Origin of the sequence: Paenibacillus sp. MBLB1832 (assembly GCF_032271945.1) — a bacterium.
Classification (GTDB): domain Bacteria; phylum Bacillota; class Bacilli; order Paenibacillales; family NBRC-103111; genus Paenibacillus_E; species Paenibacillus_E roseopurpureus.
On the sequence record NZ_CP130319.1, the window covers coordinates 2,709,393 to 2,724,766 of the forward strand.

Consider the following 15,374-nt stretch of genomic DNA (forward strand, 5'->3'; position numbering starts at 1 on the left):
ACATGAGTGATCTCTATCTGCCAGGGCTTGAAAATATTGTAGCTAGCGAAACCAGCATTTCCTATCTGGATGTCGAGAAAGAAGAAATTGTCATTCGAGGCTATGATTTAATGGAACTTGCGGTACAGGTGACGTTCCTGGATGTGGCGGTTCTACTATTGGATGGCATCCTGCCAGATGGAGGTGCTCGCGCTGCGTTGCAAGCAAGTATTATATCTGCGTATGGGCTGCCGCAAAATGTGCGCGCGATTCTTCACCTACTGCCCGAGCATACCGATGCTATGGACGTCTTACGTACGGGGATTTCAGCTCTGGCCAGCTTCGATGAAGAGCTTGATGATCGATCTCCAGCGGCTAATCGCCGTAAAGCGATTCGGTTGCTCGCTAAAGTGCCGCAAATTGTTGCCTATGGGCATCGCGCGTTGACGAAGCAGCCTTTTATCGAGCCTGATAGGAGCCTTTCGTATACGGCAAATTTCTTGTATATGTTGACGGGGAAGGTGCCTTCACCGCTGGAAGAGTCGATTTTCGATCAGTCCTTGATTGTGTACAGCGAACACGAAATGCCGAATTCGACGTTCACCGCCAGAGTGATTGCGTCGACGCAGTCCGACTTGTACGGTGCGCTAGTGGGTGCGGTTTCCTCTTTGAAAGGAACGCTGCACGGCGGCGCGAATGAAGCGGTTATGGCAATGCTGCTGGAGGCAGGCAGTGAAGAAGCAATGGAACCGCTGATTCTATCCAAGTTAGCAAAACGTGAGCGAATCATGGGATTTGGCCATCGGGTGTATATGAAAAGGCCTGATCCGCGCGCGTTGCTGATGAAGGATGCTTTAGCCCTGTTAGCGGCACATTTGAATCAACCTGATCTCTATCACATGTGTGTGCGAGGTGAAGAGGTCATGCGAAGGGAGAAAGGGCTGCATCCGAATTTGGATTACTATGCTGCTCCTGTTTACTACTTGCTTGGCATTCCAATTTCATTGTTCACGCCCGTGTTTCTGGCTGCGCGAACGTTGGGAATTTCGGCACATGTGATGGAACAGCATGCGAATAACCGACTCTTCCGCCCGCGGGTTCGCTATACAGGACCGCGAGATTTGCATCCGCCTGTGGTGGAGGATGATCTGGGTAGTGAAGAGGAGGAGGAGGGATGAGCTCGGCAGCTAATCATGATCCTTCAGATGTGTCTCGTTTCGACTCTCTGATTGAAGAAATTGCTGACTATGTCTTGTACGCAGAGATTGATAGTGATGAAGCCTACTGGATTGCGTACCATGTGTTATTGGATTCCATTGGCACGGGGCTGCTTGCTTTACGGTTTCCTGCTTGCACGAAGCTGTTAGGACCGCTAGTTCCAGGAGGTGAATTGCCAGGAGGAGCGCGTGTACCAGGTACTTCGTATGAGCTTGACCCTGTGCAGGCTGCTTTCAATATCGGATGTATGATTCGATGGCTGGATTATAATGACACGTGGCTTGCAGCGGAATGGGGACACCCTTCTGACAATCTGGGCAGTATTCTGGCATTAGCCGACTATCTAAGTCGATTGCGCATGCAAAGCGGCGAAGCGCCGTTTACGATCCATGATGTGCTTACATTGGCGATCAAAGCGCATGAGATTCAAGGTGTCCTCGCGCTGAATACGAGCTTGAATCGGGTAGGTCTGGATCATGTGCATTTGGTCAAAATAGCCTCAACTGCGGTCGCAACCGCAATGCTTGGCGGCACGCGCACACAAGTGTGCAGTGCGGTATCTAACGCGTGGATCGATGGCGCGAGCTTGCGGACGTATCGACATGCGCCGAATACAGGTTCACGGAAGTCATGGGCCGCTGGCGATGCAACGAGCCGAGCCGTTCGATTGGCTTTGATGACGATGAAAGGAGAAATGGGCTATAGCTCCGCCCTCACTGCACAGCAATGGGGCTTTCAGGATGTGCTGTTCCGGGGCAATGCCCTGACATTAGCACGACCCTTAGGTTCCTATGTGATGGAAAATATTTTATTTAAAATCTCGTTTCCAGCTGAATTCCACGCGCAAACCGCAGTCGAGTGCGCATTCGAGCTTCATGAGCAGGTTAGAAATCGGTTCGCTGAGATTCAAGAAATTAGATTAACCACGCATGAGTCGGCGATACGGATTATTGATAAGCGCGGCCCTCTGCATAACCCGGCAGATCGGGATCATTGTCTGCAATATATGGTCGCCATCGGGCTCCTGTACGGGACGCTAACGGCTGAGCACTATGAGGATGAAGCAGCGGCTGATCCGCGTATTGACGAGTTACGAGCCAAAATGACCGTGGGGGAGGATAGGGGGTACAGCCAAGATTATTTGGATCCTGAACTGAGGTCAATCGCCAATGCGATTGAGATTGTGTATACGGACGGCACCAAGTCAGAGAAAGTCGTGTGCGAGTATCCGATTGGTCATCGACGACGGAGGGAGGAGGGACTGCCCAAGGTTATTGCGAAATACAAGGCGAATCTACTGAGCCGATATACTCCTGAGCAGACGCAAGTCATCGAGGATGTGTCGCTTGCTTATGAGGAGCTGCTTGCGATGCCTGCGCCGGCGTTTCTTTCTTTGTTTACGACATCGACATAGGATTTTCTGTACGGATTATTGGTGGTGAAGCGCTATGTTGCTGCATGTGCAACATTTTGTGCTGTGTGAGGCTCAATTGGTGCCCCATCTTGTACTTTGTGCAACAAAAAAGAACATCAATCTAGCTAACCGCGTCATTTGCGGCGAAAATGTTGTACCGTTTACAGCATACAAGTCAAATGTGCTTATTTCTCGATCATGTTGTACAGCGTACAACAAGCCTACCGAGCCAGCGCCATGTGGTGGATTTCGGAAGCTTGAAGTAGCACATTTCCATGCCATGAAAGGAGGTCGCCATGTCCTGGCTGATTGAAGAAGAGCCGGATCAGCGTCGTCTTGCGGCCGATTTCAAGCAGCTGGTGACAGCAGGTCCGATTGTGCAAATTCCTGGCACCCACGATGGGATGTCAGCACGGTTAGCTAAGCTTGCGAATTTCCAAGCTATTTATCTTTCTGGTGCGGCTTTCAGCGCGAGTCGAGGGCTGCCCGATCTTGGCGTGCATTATTCGAACGAGGTTGCTGATCGCGCACGTGAATTAGTTCGGGCATCTGGACTCCCGCTTCTCGTCGACATTGATACGGGATTCGGCGGCATCCTGCAAGTCGCCCGGACAGCGAAGGAGATGGTTGAAGCTAAAGCAGCCGCTGTACAGCTTGAAGATCAAGAGATGCCAAAGAAATGCGGGCATCTGAATGGCAAGAAGCTTGTCACCGCCGATGAAATGGTGCAGAAAATAAAGACAATTAAGGAAGTCGCTCCGACACTGTATCTGATTGCGCGTACGGATGCCAAAGGTGTGACGGGCATGCAGGATGCCATCGAACGTGCGCAACGATATGTGGCAGCTGGCGCAGATGCGATTTTCCCTGAAGCCCTGGAGCGCGAAGAGGAGTTTCGCTTATTTCGTTCCGCTGTTGATGTGCCGTTGCTGGCTAATATGACCGAATTCGGCCGAACGCCGTATTGGACAGCAGACCAGTTTGCGAGCTTCGGTTTTCAAATGATTTTGTATCCCGTCACCTCGCTTCGCGTTGCCGCTAAGGCGATTGAACGTGTATTTGACGACATTCGGTTACATGGGTCACAGCAATCCTCCCTACCGTCGATGCAAACCCGTAAGGAGCTGTACGCAGCGATTCGTTATGAGGAATATGAAGCGTTGGACGGGCGGATTGCAAAGACGATTCTGGATGAGCAAGTGTAAATGTAAATGTAAGTGTATGTGTATGTGTAAGTGTAAGTGCAAGTGCAAGCCCCCGTGAGCAGCAATCTGTGAATATAGCGTCGTCAAACGTGAGCTAGTGTGACTTGCATAAGGGGCGTGACTGGCATGGATTTCAGTTACGAGGATGAATGGGACATGATTCGCACGATGGTTCGTGATTTTGCCCAGCATGAAGTCGCGCCAAGTGCGGCAAAGCGTGACGAGCAGGCACGATTCGATCAGCGTCTGTATATACTTATGGCGGAACTCGGACTAACCGGCATCCCTTGGAAGGAGAGTGATGGAGGGCTCGGTGCAGATCGTATCACGCTGAGTTTGGTACTGGAGGAGCTTGCGAAGTCCTGTGCTTCTACGGCTCATAGCCTGTATGTGCATTCAGCATTGGCGTGTGCACCGATTGCAGAGTTCGGGACGGAAGAACAGAAGCAAATCTATTTGCAGCCGTTAGCACAAGGAAAGCTGCTTGGAGCCGCCGCTGAGATGGAAACGCTGAATGGACTAGGGCAGTTGCACGCGTTACGTGAAGAGGATACGTATATAATTAATGGCATTAAAAATATGCTAACGAACGCAGGAGATGCGGATATATGGGTCATTTACGCTTGGACGGAGCCCTCATTGAAAGGAAGAGGTTGCAGCGCTTTCGTAATCAAGAAAGACCAGTTCGGGGTTCGACTTGGGGAAAAAGAGAACACATTAGGAACCCGCTCCTCTTCGATGAGACAGGTTCACTTTGAGCAATGCCGAGTACCCGCCAGTCAGCGTCTTGGTGAAGAAGGGGACGGCTTACGGATCGCCGCAGCGACCCTTCATAACGCACGCAGCTCACTCGCTGCGCAAGCGATTGGCGTGGCCCAGGCTGCTATGGAAGCGGCTTTGGCCTATGCATCGATGCGAAAGCAATTCGGGAAGCCGATAGCATCCCAGCAAGCGATTGCCTTCAAGCTGGCGAATATGGCAACGCAAATTGAAGCGGCAAGGCTGCTAATGTATCAAACGGCTTGCCAAGAGCATCCAACACCACAGGTGGACTATGTGCCTGTTTGTCATTTTGCTGGTACAACAGCCGTCAATGTCGCCATTGAAGCCTTGCAAATATTCGGCGGTTATGGCTACACCAAGGATTTCCCAGTGGAGCGCTATCTGCGGGATGCCAAAATGCTTCAGCTTATTGAAACCATGCAGGAAGAGTTAAGAATCACGATCTCGCATTACTTGCAAACGTAAGGGAGCGTGGACATTCCTATGAGAGAAACGGTTATTGTGGGGGGGGCACGAACGCCTTTCGGCAAGTTCGGCGGTGCGCTGCAAGAGATGGCAGCGGTCGATCTCGGCGGCATCGCCATTCAAGAAGCGATTCGCCGATCGCGCGCTGATCCGCAAGCCATCGAGCATGTGGTGATGGGCATGGTTCTGCAGAGCGGTGCAGGCCAGGTCCCCTCTCGGCAAGCGGCTCGTCGTGCGGGTCTGGATTGGCCGGTTACTTCGGAGACGATCAATAAGGTTTGCGCATCAGGCATGCGGAGTATCACGTTAGCCGATCAGATGATTCGTTCTGGTGATGCTTCCCTCTTAGTTGTAGGAGGCATGGAAAGTATGAGTCAGGCCCCCTATCTCGTGCCGCAAGCGAGATGGGGCTCACGTATGGGCGATCAAACGCTGGTCGACAGTATGCTGCGTGACGGGCTAACCTGCCCGTTTCACGGCGTGCATATGGTCAATCACGGCAGCCAAGTCGCTGCGGAATTTCGCATCACACGTGGTGCGCAAGATGCTTGGGCGTTACGCAGCCATGAGCGAGCGATAGCGGCCATGGCGAAAGGCTACTTCGCGGAGGAAATCGTGCCTGTACGCGTCGTCAGTAAGCAAGGCGAGCGCGTCGTAGATCGCGATGAAGGTCCTCGCAGCGACACGAGTCTGGCGAAGCTCGCGGCGCTCTCGCCTGTGTTTGACAGCGGCGGTACCATTACCGCTGGGAATGCGCCGGGCGTCAATGACGGCGCCGCTGCATTGGTCGTTATGGACAAAGCGCGTGCGCATGCCGAAGGGCTTACACCGCTGGCAACCATTGTAGGGCATGCCACGGTTGGTGAGCGAGCGCCATACATTGCCATGGCGCCAGCACTTGCGGTTGCCAAGCTGCTGAATCAAGCAGGGATGAGCTCCCAGCAAATTGACCGATTTGAGGTCAATGAAGCTTTTGCCGCCGTATTGCTCACCTGTGAGCACATACTGGGATGGGAGCGGGACCGCGTAAACGTGAACGGCGGTGCCATTGCTTTGGGGCATCCGATCGGAGCCAGCGGGACCCGCATTGTGTTGACATTAATTAACGAGCTGCGCCGACATGGAGGCGGGTACGGAATTGCTGCCATTTGCAGCGGAACGGCGCAGGGAGATGCCATCTTAGTACGTGTCGATGTATAAGCCAACAACCGCATCAGATATAGATGATAGAAGCAGAGTTTAGATTCGAGGTGAGAAGTCATGAGCATCGGTACTATTATGGTGATCGGCGCTGGGCAGATGGGTCGCGGCATTGTGCAGGTTGCGGCCGAAGCGGGAAAACAGGTGCGATGGATGGATATTTCATCCGCGATGCTCGGGAAAGGCATAGCATATCTAGATCAACAGCTGGAGCGAAGCGTTGCGAAAGGGATTCGGAATCAGGATGACAAATCCGCAATTCTGTCCCAGGTACAGCTTACGGCCTCCTTGCAGGAAGCTAGTGAATGTGAGCTTGTGATCGAAGCAATCGCCGAGAACATGTCGGTGAAGCAAGCTCTATTTCGTGAACTCGATGAGGTATGCACAGAAGGCACCATTCTAGCAACGAACACCTCATCATTGCCCATTACTGAAATCGCAGCGGTGACGTCCCGCGCTTCGCATGTGATAGGGATGCATTTCATGAATCCTGTGCCTGTCATGCGCTTAGTTGAAGTTATACGCGGATTGGAAACCACACAAACGGTGTATGATTCAATTGTTCAACTCAGCCTTGAACTAGGCAAAACACCCGTAGAAGTGCAGGATTTCCCAGGCTTTGTTTCGAATCGAATCCTGATGCCGATGATCAACGAAGCTGTTTTTACCGTCTATGAAGGAGTAGCAACCGCTGAAGCGGTGGATACCGTTATGAAGCTGGGGATGCGGCATCCGATGGGGCCATTGGAATTGGCGGATTTAATTGGCTTGGACACGTGCCTGGCGATCATGGATATCCTCTATGAGGGCTTTAAAGACAGCAAGTACAGACCATGTCCATTGCTTCGGAAGTATGTAAAAGCAGGGCGATTAGGCCGGAAATCGGGCCAAGGATTTTACACATATACGTGAAGTTAGCGTGATTTTGGCAGGAGCAGGCCTTGATGGAAAGGCTTGCTCCTTTCATTTAGTGCAAGCGGATGGACAAGCTTTCGCATTTCCTTGCGGTTCATGGTAAACTATTGGAATCATAAGGTAGCCAGGTAATTGTATGTTCTAAGTGCCATTTTAGGAGGGAAATCGAGTTGAAATTTCGAGCGGTTTCGCCAGAAACGCGAATGAATTATATGATGTGGAGTTTACAGCAAGAGATACGAAAAGAAGAGAAGTATCTAGCATCGCTAGACTACGATCCATCTCCGATCATGAAGATCGTGAAGGCGCGTATCGATGCGTGGGATCCTGTTCATTTTATTGAAATGGACGGGCAGGACGATGAGTATGATACGGAATCTCGCAGCATTACGATTTATGTGACCAAGCATTTGGATGCGCTGGATGAAACTGCTTTGGCACAAGCCATCGATCGCATTATAACGAAAGCATTCCTAGATTTGTACGTCCCAAGCGGGGAGTCGCTTGAGGTTGCAGGTCACATCATCGCAGATTTGAAACAAAGTAAAGAGGTGCGGGCATGAGCGAAATGGTTGGGAAATACTGTGCCAAAATGTTTGGAAAAACGGGTGTCATTCTTGAAATCGGTGTTGTGAAAAAGGTAGCGAGCCGTACGGTTCATGTGGATTGGGGAAAAAAGACGTATGTGTATCAGAACCGTGAGTTTACTTGGGTTCCCCTCACGAAAGAAGAGTTTGAAGAGCGTTACAAAAAACCGAAATTCTCTGACACGGCTCTTGTCCGGGCTGCAGAATTAGGCTTGAAAATTACATATAATTAGATTGAGAGCAGCCATTTACTTTGATGGCTGTTTTTTGTGTTTCTCATCTCATTTTCAGAATGATGGGGTATAGTACAACTATTAATAAGAAGAGGAGAAAGTAAAATGGCTGCTAAGCAAAATCAAGAAGTAAAACAACCATGGATTCCTAAGAAAGAACGCATATGGGTATTTGGTGCGATGGCAGTGTCTGCAATTTATGTAATGTGGCAGCTTTGGAGTTTGTTTCATTTACCGTCATCAACATGGCATAACCGGCGTTTTGAGCATACCTTCAAAGATTATGGCTCCAATGCCCGGATCGCTTTATTCGTGGTTTTAGCAAATTACGTTTTAGCATTTCTTATTAAACAGCGCATATGGGGGAGATTAGCTCATCTGAAAAAAGGTTTGGTCGTGCTGCTTCGCTATGTCAAAAAATATCATACTTCTATCGCCATTCTAGCTATTGCACTTATTGTTCTCCATACAGTTGCCGTTTTTATGTACGGTTTTAAATGGGATTTCAACAACATTAGCGGCCTTCTTGCTCTAGTCGTTCTGTTACCAGTACCGATTTCGGGTATGTTTCGATACAGAAGACTCGATAAGAAATGGCATATGAGGTGTGGACTAGCATTTGCTGTGTTGTTTTTGATTCACGCTTTTCTTTAGTGAACATTGACTTCTGGAACCGGCATGCGTATACTTTGTTTTAGATTTAGTTATTTAGTAAATTAGTAAATTACTAAATAAAAGTGTAGCGCAACCCCATTTTAGGAGGAATCACGATGAAAATTCCAACGACTTTAAAACATAAACCCGTCATCGTTTCGGAGAACTATAAACAGATTGATGGCAGATACGCGGATAAATCCGACGCCGAGGGACTTTCCCTAGGATTAGCGCAGTGGAATGATCGCGGGAAAGTCGACATTTCCGCCAAAGTATGGCGCTACACAGGTGAGAAGTGGTCGAGACAATCTGAGGAGCTCCCACTTCATCGCGTGTTAGATCTGGCCATTCTGATTAGCCGCGCTAAGCTGCACTTCCAAGAGGCATATCGCTATGAGAACTTCTACGACGAGAATCAACCTGTCATTGACCGGATCGGACTGCAAGGCGATGCCATGACGGTTGAGGTCTGCACGGATAACGAGAAAATTAACGAAGACATCCGTTTGTTCAGTCAAAGTTTAAGCGATGACGATGAGCTGATCGGAGAACGTCTGCGGACGCTTTCACGCATTTTAAAAGAAATGGGGTATTAATCGATCGTGTTAGATAAACAGAAGAAAAAGGAACTGGCTGCGGACTATACGCAAACCTTTCGATTAATGGGTGTATACCAAATTCGCAATGTGAAAAATAACAAGGTGCTCGTAGCTGGGACAATGGATTTGGATGGCGCCCGCAATCGCTTTGAATTTTGTCAGCAAACGAGGCTGAACACGACACATGAAATTCAGAGGGATTGGCTGACTTACGGTGCGGACAGCTTTGTTTTTGAAGAGTTGGATCGTATTCAGCCGCGGGAGGACGTCATGGTAGATGCATCAGAGCTGCGAAATTACCGCAGTGAGGTTGATGCTTTACTGGAACTCTGGCTGGAGAAGCTCCAGCCGTACGATGAGGCAGGGTATAATCGACGCAAGCACAACAAAACTTGATCTCAAAGGTCAGTCTGTTTACACTTATGATTACGTGCATGCGAAGGAGGAAATCATTTGAAATATCGTCAATTAGGAAATACCGAACTGCAGGTTAGTGAAGTTAGCTTTGGGACGTGGGCCATCGGCGGCAGCTGGGGAGATGTGAACGATGCGGAGGCCATTCGGGGGTTACAGACTGCGATGGAGGCTGGCGTTAATTTCTTTGATACAGCGGATGTATACGGCGCGGGTCATGCGGAAGAACTGCTAGCCCAAGCAACGAAAGGGAAAGAAGATGACATTTACATAGCGACGAAGTTTTGCCGGGCTGGTGATATTTATGATCCGCAGACGTATTCGGAAGAAACGGTGCGCGCTTACTGTGAGAGTAGCTTAAAGCGTTTAGATCGAGAGCGGATTGATCTGTATCAGATTCATTGTCCTCCGCTTGCGATCTTGCAAGATGGCAGCGTCTTCGAAGTGCTGGATAAGCTGAAAGCGGAAGGGAAAATTCGTCATTACGGCGTGAGCGTGGAAACCGTAGAGGAAGGATTATTTTGCCTCGGGGTACCAAGCGTTAAAGCGCTGCAAGTGATCTATAATTTATTCCGTCAAAAGCCATCAGAACACCTGTTTCCGCAAGCTCATCAAGCAGGTGTAGGCATTCTCGTTCGTCTGCCGCTGGCTAGCGGGCTGCTCACTGGCAAGTTCAAGACAGACAGCACATTTGCGCCAGATGATCATCGCCATTTCAATGCCAATGGAGAACATTTTAATGTAGGTGAAACGTTTGCAGGTCTTCCATTTGCGAAAGGTGTGGAGCTTGCTGACCAGCTCGCTTGGATTGCAGATGGCCGTGAGACGATGGCTTCGGCTTCCATACGTTGGATTTTGGACAACCCCCACATTACGTGTGTCATTCCGGGCTTCAAGAGCGTGAACCAGATCCAAGCTAATCTTGCGACACTTGAAGTACAGAGTTACTCTGAGACTGAACTTGCTCGCTTGAGAGACTTCTATGATTCTGCCGTGAAGAATCATATTCGAGGCCCTTACTAACCAAGGTAAGCACCCCGTCTCAGGAGGACGCAAGATGGATATAATAACACCACAGCGTTTGTTTCACGGCACTACCCATAATCTTGTCGGGCATTTTAAGGAAAGATTGCTCGATCAATGTTACTGGCGGCCTGGCCGCGATTTCGGAGAAGGGTTCTACACCACGATCTCAGCGGCGCAAGCGCGTATCTGGGCTCATCGAGCTGCAAGCAGATCACTGCGTGGCGATGAGCGGCCCTGCGTATTGGAAATTGAGCTCACGCAAGTGCCAGCTTCGATGGTGCCGTTAATTTTTCTCAGCGATTCGTTGGCTTGGGCTGAATTTGTTATGGCTCATCGCAAGGTGACGATAAAAAGTCAACCCGACCCTTGCAAAGCACATCCAGACATCATTATTGGCCCAATGGCTGATGGGGATACTGGACGAATTATTGAAGAAGCAGTACAATTAAATAAAGATGTACATTGGTTTTATGATCAAATTTTACGAACGACTCGCGGCAGGAAACTGGATGCCTTACGACTAGGCAATCAGGTGGTTTTCTCCTCGGAGAAATGGGCGACTTCGCTTCGTTTCGTTGGTTATAACATTTTTACGGGAGGCAGGTGGACCTATCATGACAACACAAGTTCGGCTGAATCTGTATGAACGCGGTATTGTTGAAGCACTGGTTCAGCATTTCGGCTTCAGTCCGCAAGGTGCTCGCAAGCTTGTTGTAGATTATGCCGAGGTCATTCGTAAATTAGGTGGCTATGACACCTGTTATGATCACGCGGAGCGTCTGGTCCAAGCCAAAACGTTGAATTACACGGCTAGCGACTGGTTGAAACGTATTCAGCAGATGGCGAAAGATGCGTCACAGGATAAAGGCATTTTTCACCTTGAGACGCGATTACATGCGCATGTTCGTTAATAGCGCCCAACGAAAGCTCATCCACATCGGTTGAGCTTTTTTTGTGACGCGCACAGGTGAGCACATCGTATTGTTTAAAATAAAGCGCCGTTAACTTTGCATTCACATCGAGGCGTAACAGAAAGAAGGAACTGACAACGAAGCTGATCGCATTCTTACTCTTTTATGCCCTCATTTATATGGGGAACGCGGTGTATGGGACGTTCATGCCCGTGTACTTAAACAATGCGAAATTTTCGCAGGAGCAAATTGGTATTTTATTAAGCTTTGGGCCGTTGATTGCCATGATCGGGCAGCCGATCTGGGGGGCACTAGGGGATCGCGCGAAGACGAAAAATCGCGTTCTAACACTTCTCCTCATCGGAAGCGGTGTGTCGATGTTATTCTTACCGCTTTCGACGCAATTCGTATTTGTGATGGCGATGCTCTGCCTATTCACCTTTTTCCAAACGTCGATCTTCGCTCTGAGCGATGCGATCACGCTAGAAGAATTAGATAGACGTCCTACGTGGAACTTCGGGTGGATTCGCTTGGGAGGCACAGTGGGCTTCGCTCTGATGTCACTCATTTTCGGCCTTGTTGCCAAGAAGCATATTGATACGATGTTCCTCGTGTATGCGGGCACAATGGCTGCTGCTTTGGTGTGTTTATGGCGATTCCCTCCAGCCGTCGGTCGTGTGACGAATGTCATGGAGAAGAAGTTTCGAGAGCTATTCCACAATGGCAAACTGATGTTCTACTTAAGCATTAATTTTATTATCCAAATTACATTAGGCTATTATTATGCATTTTTCCCCATCTACATGAAAGAGCTTGGCGGAGATAGCGCATTGTTAGGCTGGTCGATGGTGATTTCGTCGATGAGTGAGCTGCCATTTCTCCTATTCTCGGCCAAAATCTTCAAGAGAGTTCCGATATCCGTGCTTCTGCTCATGGCAGGCTTAGCCTCTTCACTGCGATGGTACTTGTTCTCACAAATCTACGATCCGCATTGGCTGCTGCCTGTCCAGGTATTGCACGGTGCCATCTTTATCGTGTTGTCCGTGACACTCGCCACGTTCATCAATCGCGAGGTGCCTCCCGAGTGGAAGGCTAGCGGTCAAACGCTTAACGGCCTGCTCAGCCTCGGCGCTGCGCGAATTATCGGCAGTTTCTTGGGCGGCATATTGAGCGCAGCGTACGGAATGCGGCAGGTGTTCCTGTATAGCTCAGGCGTTTCACTCACGTGTGTGGTTGTGTTCGGCGGAATGATCCTATTGCGAAGGAAACGGAGCGGGGTAGGGATTGAGGGTTAGCGTACTTATATTGAATAGGAAGAGAGCTGATCTTCGTCAAAAAGTGACTTGAGGATCAGCTCTTTTTCTTTTCTATTATTGTCCGATATTCTGATCAAGTTTGCCTTGCAAGTGGACTAGACGCATCAGGACAACGGCTGCTTGCGCTTTGGTTACTGTAGCTAATGGCTCAAAAGCACCATCGGATCCTTCCATAATTCCTAATTCAAGGGCTAATGCTACATCTGATTTATTTGTAATCAAATTGCTGTCTGTGAAAGGTAATTCTGTTACGGTTGGAGCCAAGAGGCTTGACAGTTTATTGTATTTAAGAATGTGAATAACGGAGGATGCCAAGGCTTCGCGTGTTAAAGCTTGATCTGCGTTAAAATTTCGAGTCGACTCCGCAGTTAGCCATTTCAGTTGTATGAAAGTTCGGACAGCATCATAATAAGGGCTGCTTTCATTGATATCGGCAAAATAGGGCTTATCGTTACGGTTTCCATTGTAGAAATTTTTGTATTGAGGCGACCAGGCTGAAGACATCATCGTCAACCAATCTCCAACTGTGATCGTTTGGTCTGGGTTTACATGACCCGAGTCATCCGTCGTAAGGACTTGATATTGCAGCATGGTCTCCAAATCTTGTTGTGCCCAGTGGCCAGCTATATCGCTTGGGTTTACAGAAGGCTGTGAGGTCTTCTCAAACCAAACAGGTTTCCATGTGCCATCCGTTGCGTCCAAGGCTTCGGCATTCAAGCTGCCGCTTTTCAAAACTTGATTGTACACTAATTTAGCAACTGGCTGCTCATACGTCGTATTGGATACGTATCCACCAAAAGAATTTAAATTTAACTCGAGTTTCTCAGATTCCCAAATTTTCTCCAGTGCTTGCTCCTTGGATACATTTTGCTTTAATTTAGACATAACTTGGTCATCCAGAGTGGATATATGGGCGAAATAATTCATAACATTCCCACTTAAATCTAAAATTAAATTCACTGTATCTCCGCTGACAGCAAGCCCCTTATAAAATCGCTGAAATGTATAGGAATATTGTTGCGGCGGGTTCGTTGAAACGACCAAGCTAATGGCAGGATCGATCCGTTTCAAGTCTTCGCTTGCATTAGGATAAACCAGATTAATCACTTCTTCAGCACGCTGCTGAGCTGCATCCTTGGAGATAGCGGGTTCAGTTGATGCCGTTGCAGCAGCAGGCGGGTAAGGACCGAAGGTATTTGTTGAATAATTTAGTATAATGCCAGTTTGCGCATCTAAGGTCGCGCTATTTGATCCGATTGGACCCATCATAGGCTCGTTATTTCCCCAAGATAACGTCCAGACTTTATGATTATCACCGTTCCAGCCATCATTTAGGGATTTTTGCTGTAACTTTTTTTCTTTAAGTTGAGGGAAAGCATTTTCTACGATTTGAGCAGCTTCTTCGACTGTTATTTCCCCAGTTTTCGTGAGAGGGGTGAATACTTTGTCTCTTTTAGAAATGGGAACATAGTTTGACCCTAGGGCGTTGCGTGGCATACCAAGTGTTACAAATTGTCCCGTTTGTCCATCAATTGGTGGAAGTAGGGGCACGTATCCCAACCACCAGGATTCAATTTTGTTTCCTTTACGGATCGGTATGTATTGTAAATCTACAGCTTGATGTTCCTTTGCGAATTGCGTTGCTTGTTCCAACGTTATTTTCGGATCAGTGGAAGGGTAACTGTCTAATTGCGGGTTTTTGTGGAAATTTAAGACATTACCTTCTCCATCTAGCGTTATTTGAATACCGCCATCATTTAATTTCACGCCATGAATCATTATATTGAAATTGAATGCATATTGAACAGGAGCAAACAAGGAAGTCAAGCCTTGATAGGGTGTAAAATCATCATTTATTTGCAAAGCATCGGACGTAATGGAAGGAGCTAACTGTATGACATAATCTTTAGCTAGCTGCTTCGCTTGTTCTCTGGTCACCTTGGGAGGGAAATGGCTGATATTGCTGCGCGGATCGTTCAAAGTTGGAACATACATTTGCAGGATATCGCCATTCATCGCATCCACTTTGCTGCTGAAACCAAAACCTCCATTCTCTGTTTTGAGTTGCCACTGAATGGTCCATACTTTGTCTTTACTTGGAGGGTATGTGTAAGGATCTCCGAAATTTACAGATTGCGTATCAGCATCTTGTAACAGAGGAAAAAGTTTTCTTATCCGCTCAACGGCTTCATCTTTTGAAATTTTCGCATCAACAGGATTTGCATTCGTATTCGGAGCGTTCGTTGAAGCCGCAGCTTTTGTTGACGTCGCAATACCGATATCAGCGGCCAGTGCCTGTGAGGAGAGGACACTTACTCCAATAACCGTTATACACATTGACATTCCGACCGTTCTTAACGTTCGTTTCATTAATTTCAATCCATTCACTCCTATTTTCTATATTTTGGAAAATGATTCCGTTAACTATTACGTACAAAATTGAGAAAAGTTTCTA

Annotated in this window: 16 protein-coding genes; 15 read left to right on the forward strand and 1 reads right to left on the reverse strand. The window is 48.4% G+C overall.

Features of this window, described 5'->3' with window-relative positions; genetic code table 11:
- Positions 1-2 precede the first annotated feature (2 nt).
- The 15 genes from mmgD to MJB10_RS12015 all read left to right on the forward strand — a co-directional run bounded on the left by mmgD (position 3) and on the right by MJB10_RS12015 (position 12,898).
- Positions 3-1,157 carry a citrate synthase gene (gene mmgD, locus MJB10_RS11945; RefSeq protein WP_314805112.1) on the forward strand — a complete coding sequence of 385 codons (1,155 nt, stop codon included), beginning with the start codon at positions 3-5 and terminating at the stop codon, positions 1,155-1,157.
- On the forward strand, positions 1,154-2,611 hold the full coding sequence (locus tag MJB10_RS11950) for a bifunctional 2-methylcitrate dehydratase/aconitate hydratase (protein ID WP_314805114.1): 1,458 nt from the start codon (positions 1,154-1,156) through the stop codon (positions 2,609-2,611). The genes mmgD and MJB10_RS11950 overlap by 4 nt, the downstream gene beginning before the upstream one ends.
- A gap of 296 nt (positions 2,612-2,907) precedes the next feature.
- Complete coding sequence (gene prpB, locus MJB10_RS11955) at positions 2,908-3,816, forward strand: methylisocitrate lyase (RefSeq protein WP_314805119.1); 909 nt, start codon at positions 2,908-2,910, stop codon at positions 3,814-3,816.
- Between the two features lie 126 nt (positions 3,817-3,942).
- On the forward strand, positions 3,943-5,064 hold the full coding sequence (locus tag MJB10_RS11960) for an acyl-CoA dehydrogenase family protein (RefSeq protein WP_314805121.1): 1,122 nt from the start codon (positions 3,943-3,945) through the stop codon (positions 5,062-5,064).
- 18 nt (positions 5,065-5,082) lie between these two features.
- On the forward strand, positions 5,083-6,264 hold the full coding sequence (locus tag MJB10_RS11965) for an acetyl-CoA C-acetyltransferase (protein ID WP_314805122.1): 1,182 nt from the start codon (positions 5,083-5,085) through the stop codon (positions 6,262-6,264).
- A 60-nt stretch (positions 6,265-6,324) separates the two neighbouring features.
- The gene (locus MJB10_RS11970) at positions 6,325-7,176 is read left to right on the forward strand and encodes a 3-hydroxybutyryl-CoA dehydrogenase (protein WP_314805124.1); all 852 of its coding nucleotides are present in this window, start codon (positions 6,325-6,327) and stop codon (positions 7,174-7,176) included.
- Between the two features lie 173 nt (positions 7,177-7,349).
- Positions 7,350-7,742, forward strand: coding sequence for a hypothetical protein (locus tag MJB10_RS11975; RefSeq protein ID WP_314805126.1), 393 nt, complete (start codon positions 7,350-7,352; stop codon positions 7,740-7,742).
- Positions 7,739-7,999, forward strand: a complete 261-nt coding sequence (locus MJB10_RS11980; RefSeq protein ID WP_314805128.1) for a hypothetical protein — start codon at positions 7,739-7,741, stop codon at positions 7,997-7,999. The genes MJB10_RS11975 and MJB10_RS11980 overlap by 4 nt, the downstream gene beginning before the upstream one ends.
- A 105-nt stretch (positions 8,000-8,104) precedes the next feature.
- On the forward strand, positions 8,105-8,653 hold the full coding sequence (locus MJB10_RS11985; protein ID WP_314805130.1) for a hypothetical protein: 549 nt from the start codon (positions 8,105-8,107) through the stop codon (positions 8,651-8,653).
- A gap of 116 nt (positions 8,654-8,769) precedes the next feature.
- On the forward strand, positions 8,770-9,249 hold the full coding sequence (locus tag MJB10_RS11990) for a DUF6530 family protein (protein ID WP_314805132.1): 480 nt from the start codon (positions 8,770-8,772) through the stop codon (positions 9,247-9,249).
- Between the two features lie 6 nt (positions 9,250-9,255).
- A complete protein-coding gene (locus MJB10_RS11995) occupies positions 9,256-9,648 on the forward strand; it encodes a GIY-YIG nuclease family protein (RefSeq protein ID WP_314805134.1) in 393 nt (130 codons plus the stop codon).
- A gap of 57 nt (positions 9,649-9,705) precedes the next feature.
- Positions 9,706-10,689, forward strand: coding sequence for an aldo/keto reductase (locus MJB10_RS12000; protein WP_314805136.1), 984 nt, complete (start codon positions 9,706-9,708; stop codon positions 10,687-10,689).
- Between the two features lie 34 nt (positions 10,690-10,723).
- Positions 10,724-11,338: a DUF3990 domain-containing protein gene (locus MJB10_RS12005; RefSeq protein ID WP_314805137.1), complete on the forward strand. Its 615-nt coding sequence runs from the start codon at positions 10,724-10,726 to the stop codon at positions 11,336-11,338.
- Positions 11,307-11,603: a hypothetical protein gene (locus MJB10_RS12010; protein ID WP_314805139.1), complete on the forward strand. Its 297-nt coding sequence runs from the start codon at positions 11,307-11,309 to the stop codon at positions 11,601-11,603. The genes MJB10_RS12005 and MJB10_RS12010 overlap by 32 nt, the downstream gene beginning before the upstream one ends.
- A 146-nt stretch (positions 11,604-11,749) precedes the next feature.
- A complete protein-coding gene (locus tag MJB10_RS12015; RefSeq protein ID WP_314805588.1) occupies positions 11,750-12,898 on the forward strand; it encodes an MFS transporter in 1,149 nt (382 codons plus the stop codon).
- Positions 12,899-12,973: 75 nt separating this feature from the next.
- On the opposite strand, the gene MJB10_RS12020 is transcribed toward MJB10_RS12015, so the two are convergent.
- Positions 12,974-15,289, reverse strand: a complete 2,316-nt coding sequence (locus tag MJB10_RS12020; RefSeq protein WP_314805589.1) for an S-layer homology domain-containing protein — start codon at positions 15,287-15,289, stop codon at positions 12,974-12,976.
- Between the last annotated feature and the right edge of the window lie 85 nt (positions 15,290-15,374).

Excerpts from the sequence above, each read along its gene's own strand:
- mmgD (WP_314805112.1), top strand. The coding sequence starts at position 3 with ATGAGTGATCTCTATCTGCCAGGGCTTGAAAATATTGTAGCTAGCGAA.
- MJB10_RS11950 (WP_314805114.1), top strand. The coding sequence starts at position 1,154 with ATGAGCTCGGCAGCTAATCATGATCCTTCAGATGTGTCTCGTTTCGAC.
- prpB (WP_314805119.1), top strand. The coding sequence starts at position 2,908 with ATGTCCTGGCTGATTGAAGAAGAGCCGGATCAGCGTCGTCTTGCGGCC.
- MJB10_RS11960 (WP_314805121.1), top strand. The coding sequence starts at position 3,943 with ATGGATTTCAGTTACGAGGATGAATGGGACATGATTCGCACGATGGTT.
- MJB10_RS11965 (WP_314805122.1), top strand. The coding sequence starts at position 5,083 with ATGAGAGAAACGGTTATTGTGGGGGGGGCACGAACGCCTTTCGGCAAG.
- MJB10_RS11970 (WP_314805124.1), top strand. The coding sequence starts at position 6,325 with ATGAGCATCGGTACTATTATGGTGATCGGCGCTGGGCAGATGGGTCGC.
- MJB10_RS11980 (WP_314805128.1), top strand. The coding sequence starts at position 7,739 with ATGAGCGAAATGGTTGGGAAATACTGTGCCAAAATGTTTGGAAAAACG.
- MJB10_RS11985 (WP_314805130.1), top strand. The coding sequence starts at position 8,105 with ATGGCTGCTAAGCAAAATCAAGAAGTAAAACAACCATGGATTCCTAAG.
- MJB10_RS11990 (WP_314805132.1), top strand. The coding sequence starts at position 8,770 with ATGAAAATTCCAACGACTTTAAAACATAAACCCGTCATCGTTTCGGAG.
- MJB10_RS12005 (WP_314805137.1), top strand. The coding sequence starts at position 10,724 with ATGGATATAATAACACCACAGCGTTTGTTTCACGGCACTACCCATAAT.
- MJB10_RS12010 (WP_314805139.1), top strand. The coding sequence starts at position 11,307 with ATGACAACACAAGTTCGGCTGAATCTGTATGAACGCGGTATTGTTGAA.
- MJB10_RS12020 (WP_314805589.1), bottom strand. The coding sequence starts at position 15,289 with ATGAAACGAACGTTAAGAACGGTCGGAATGTCAATGTGTATAACGGTT.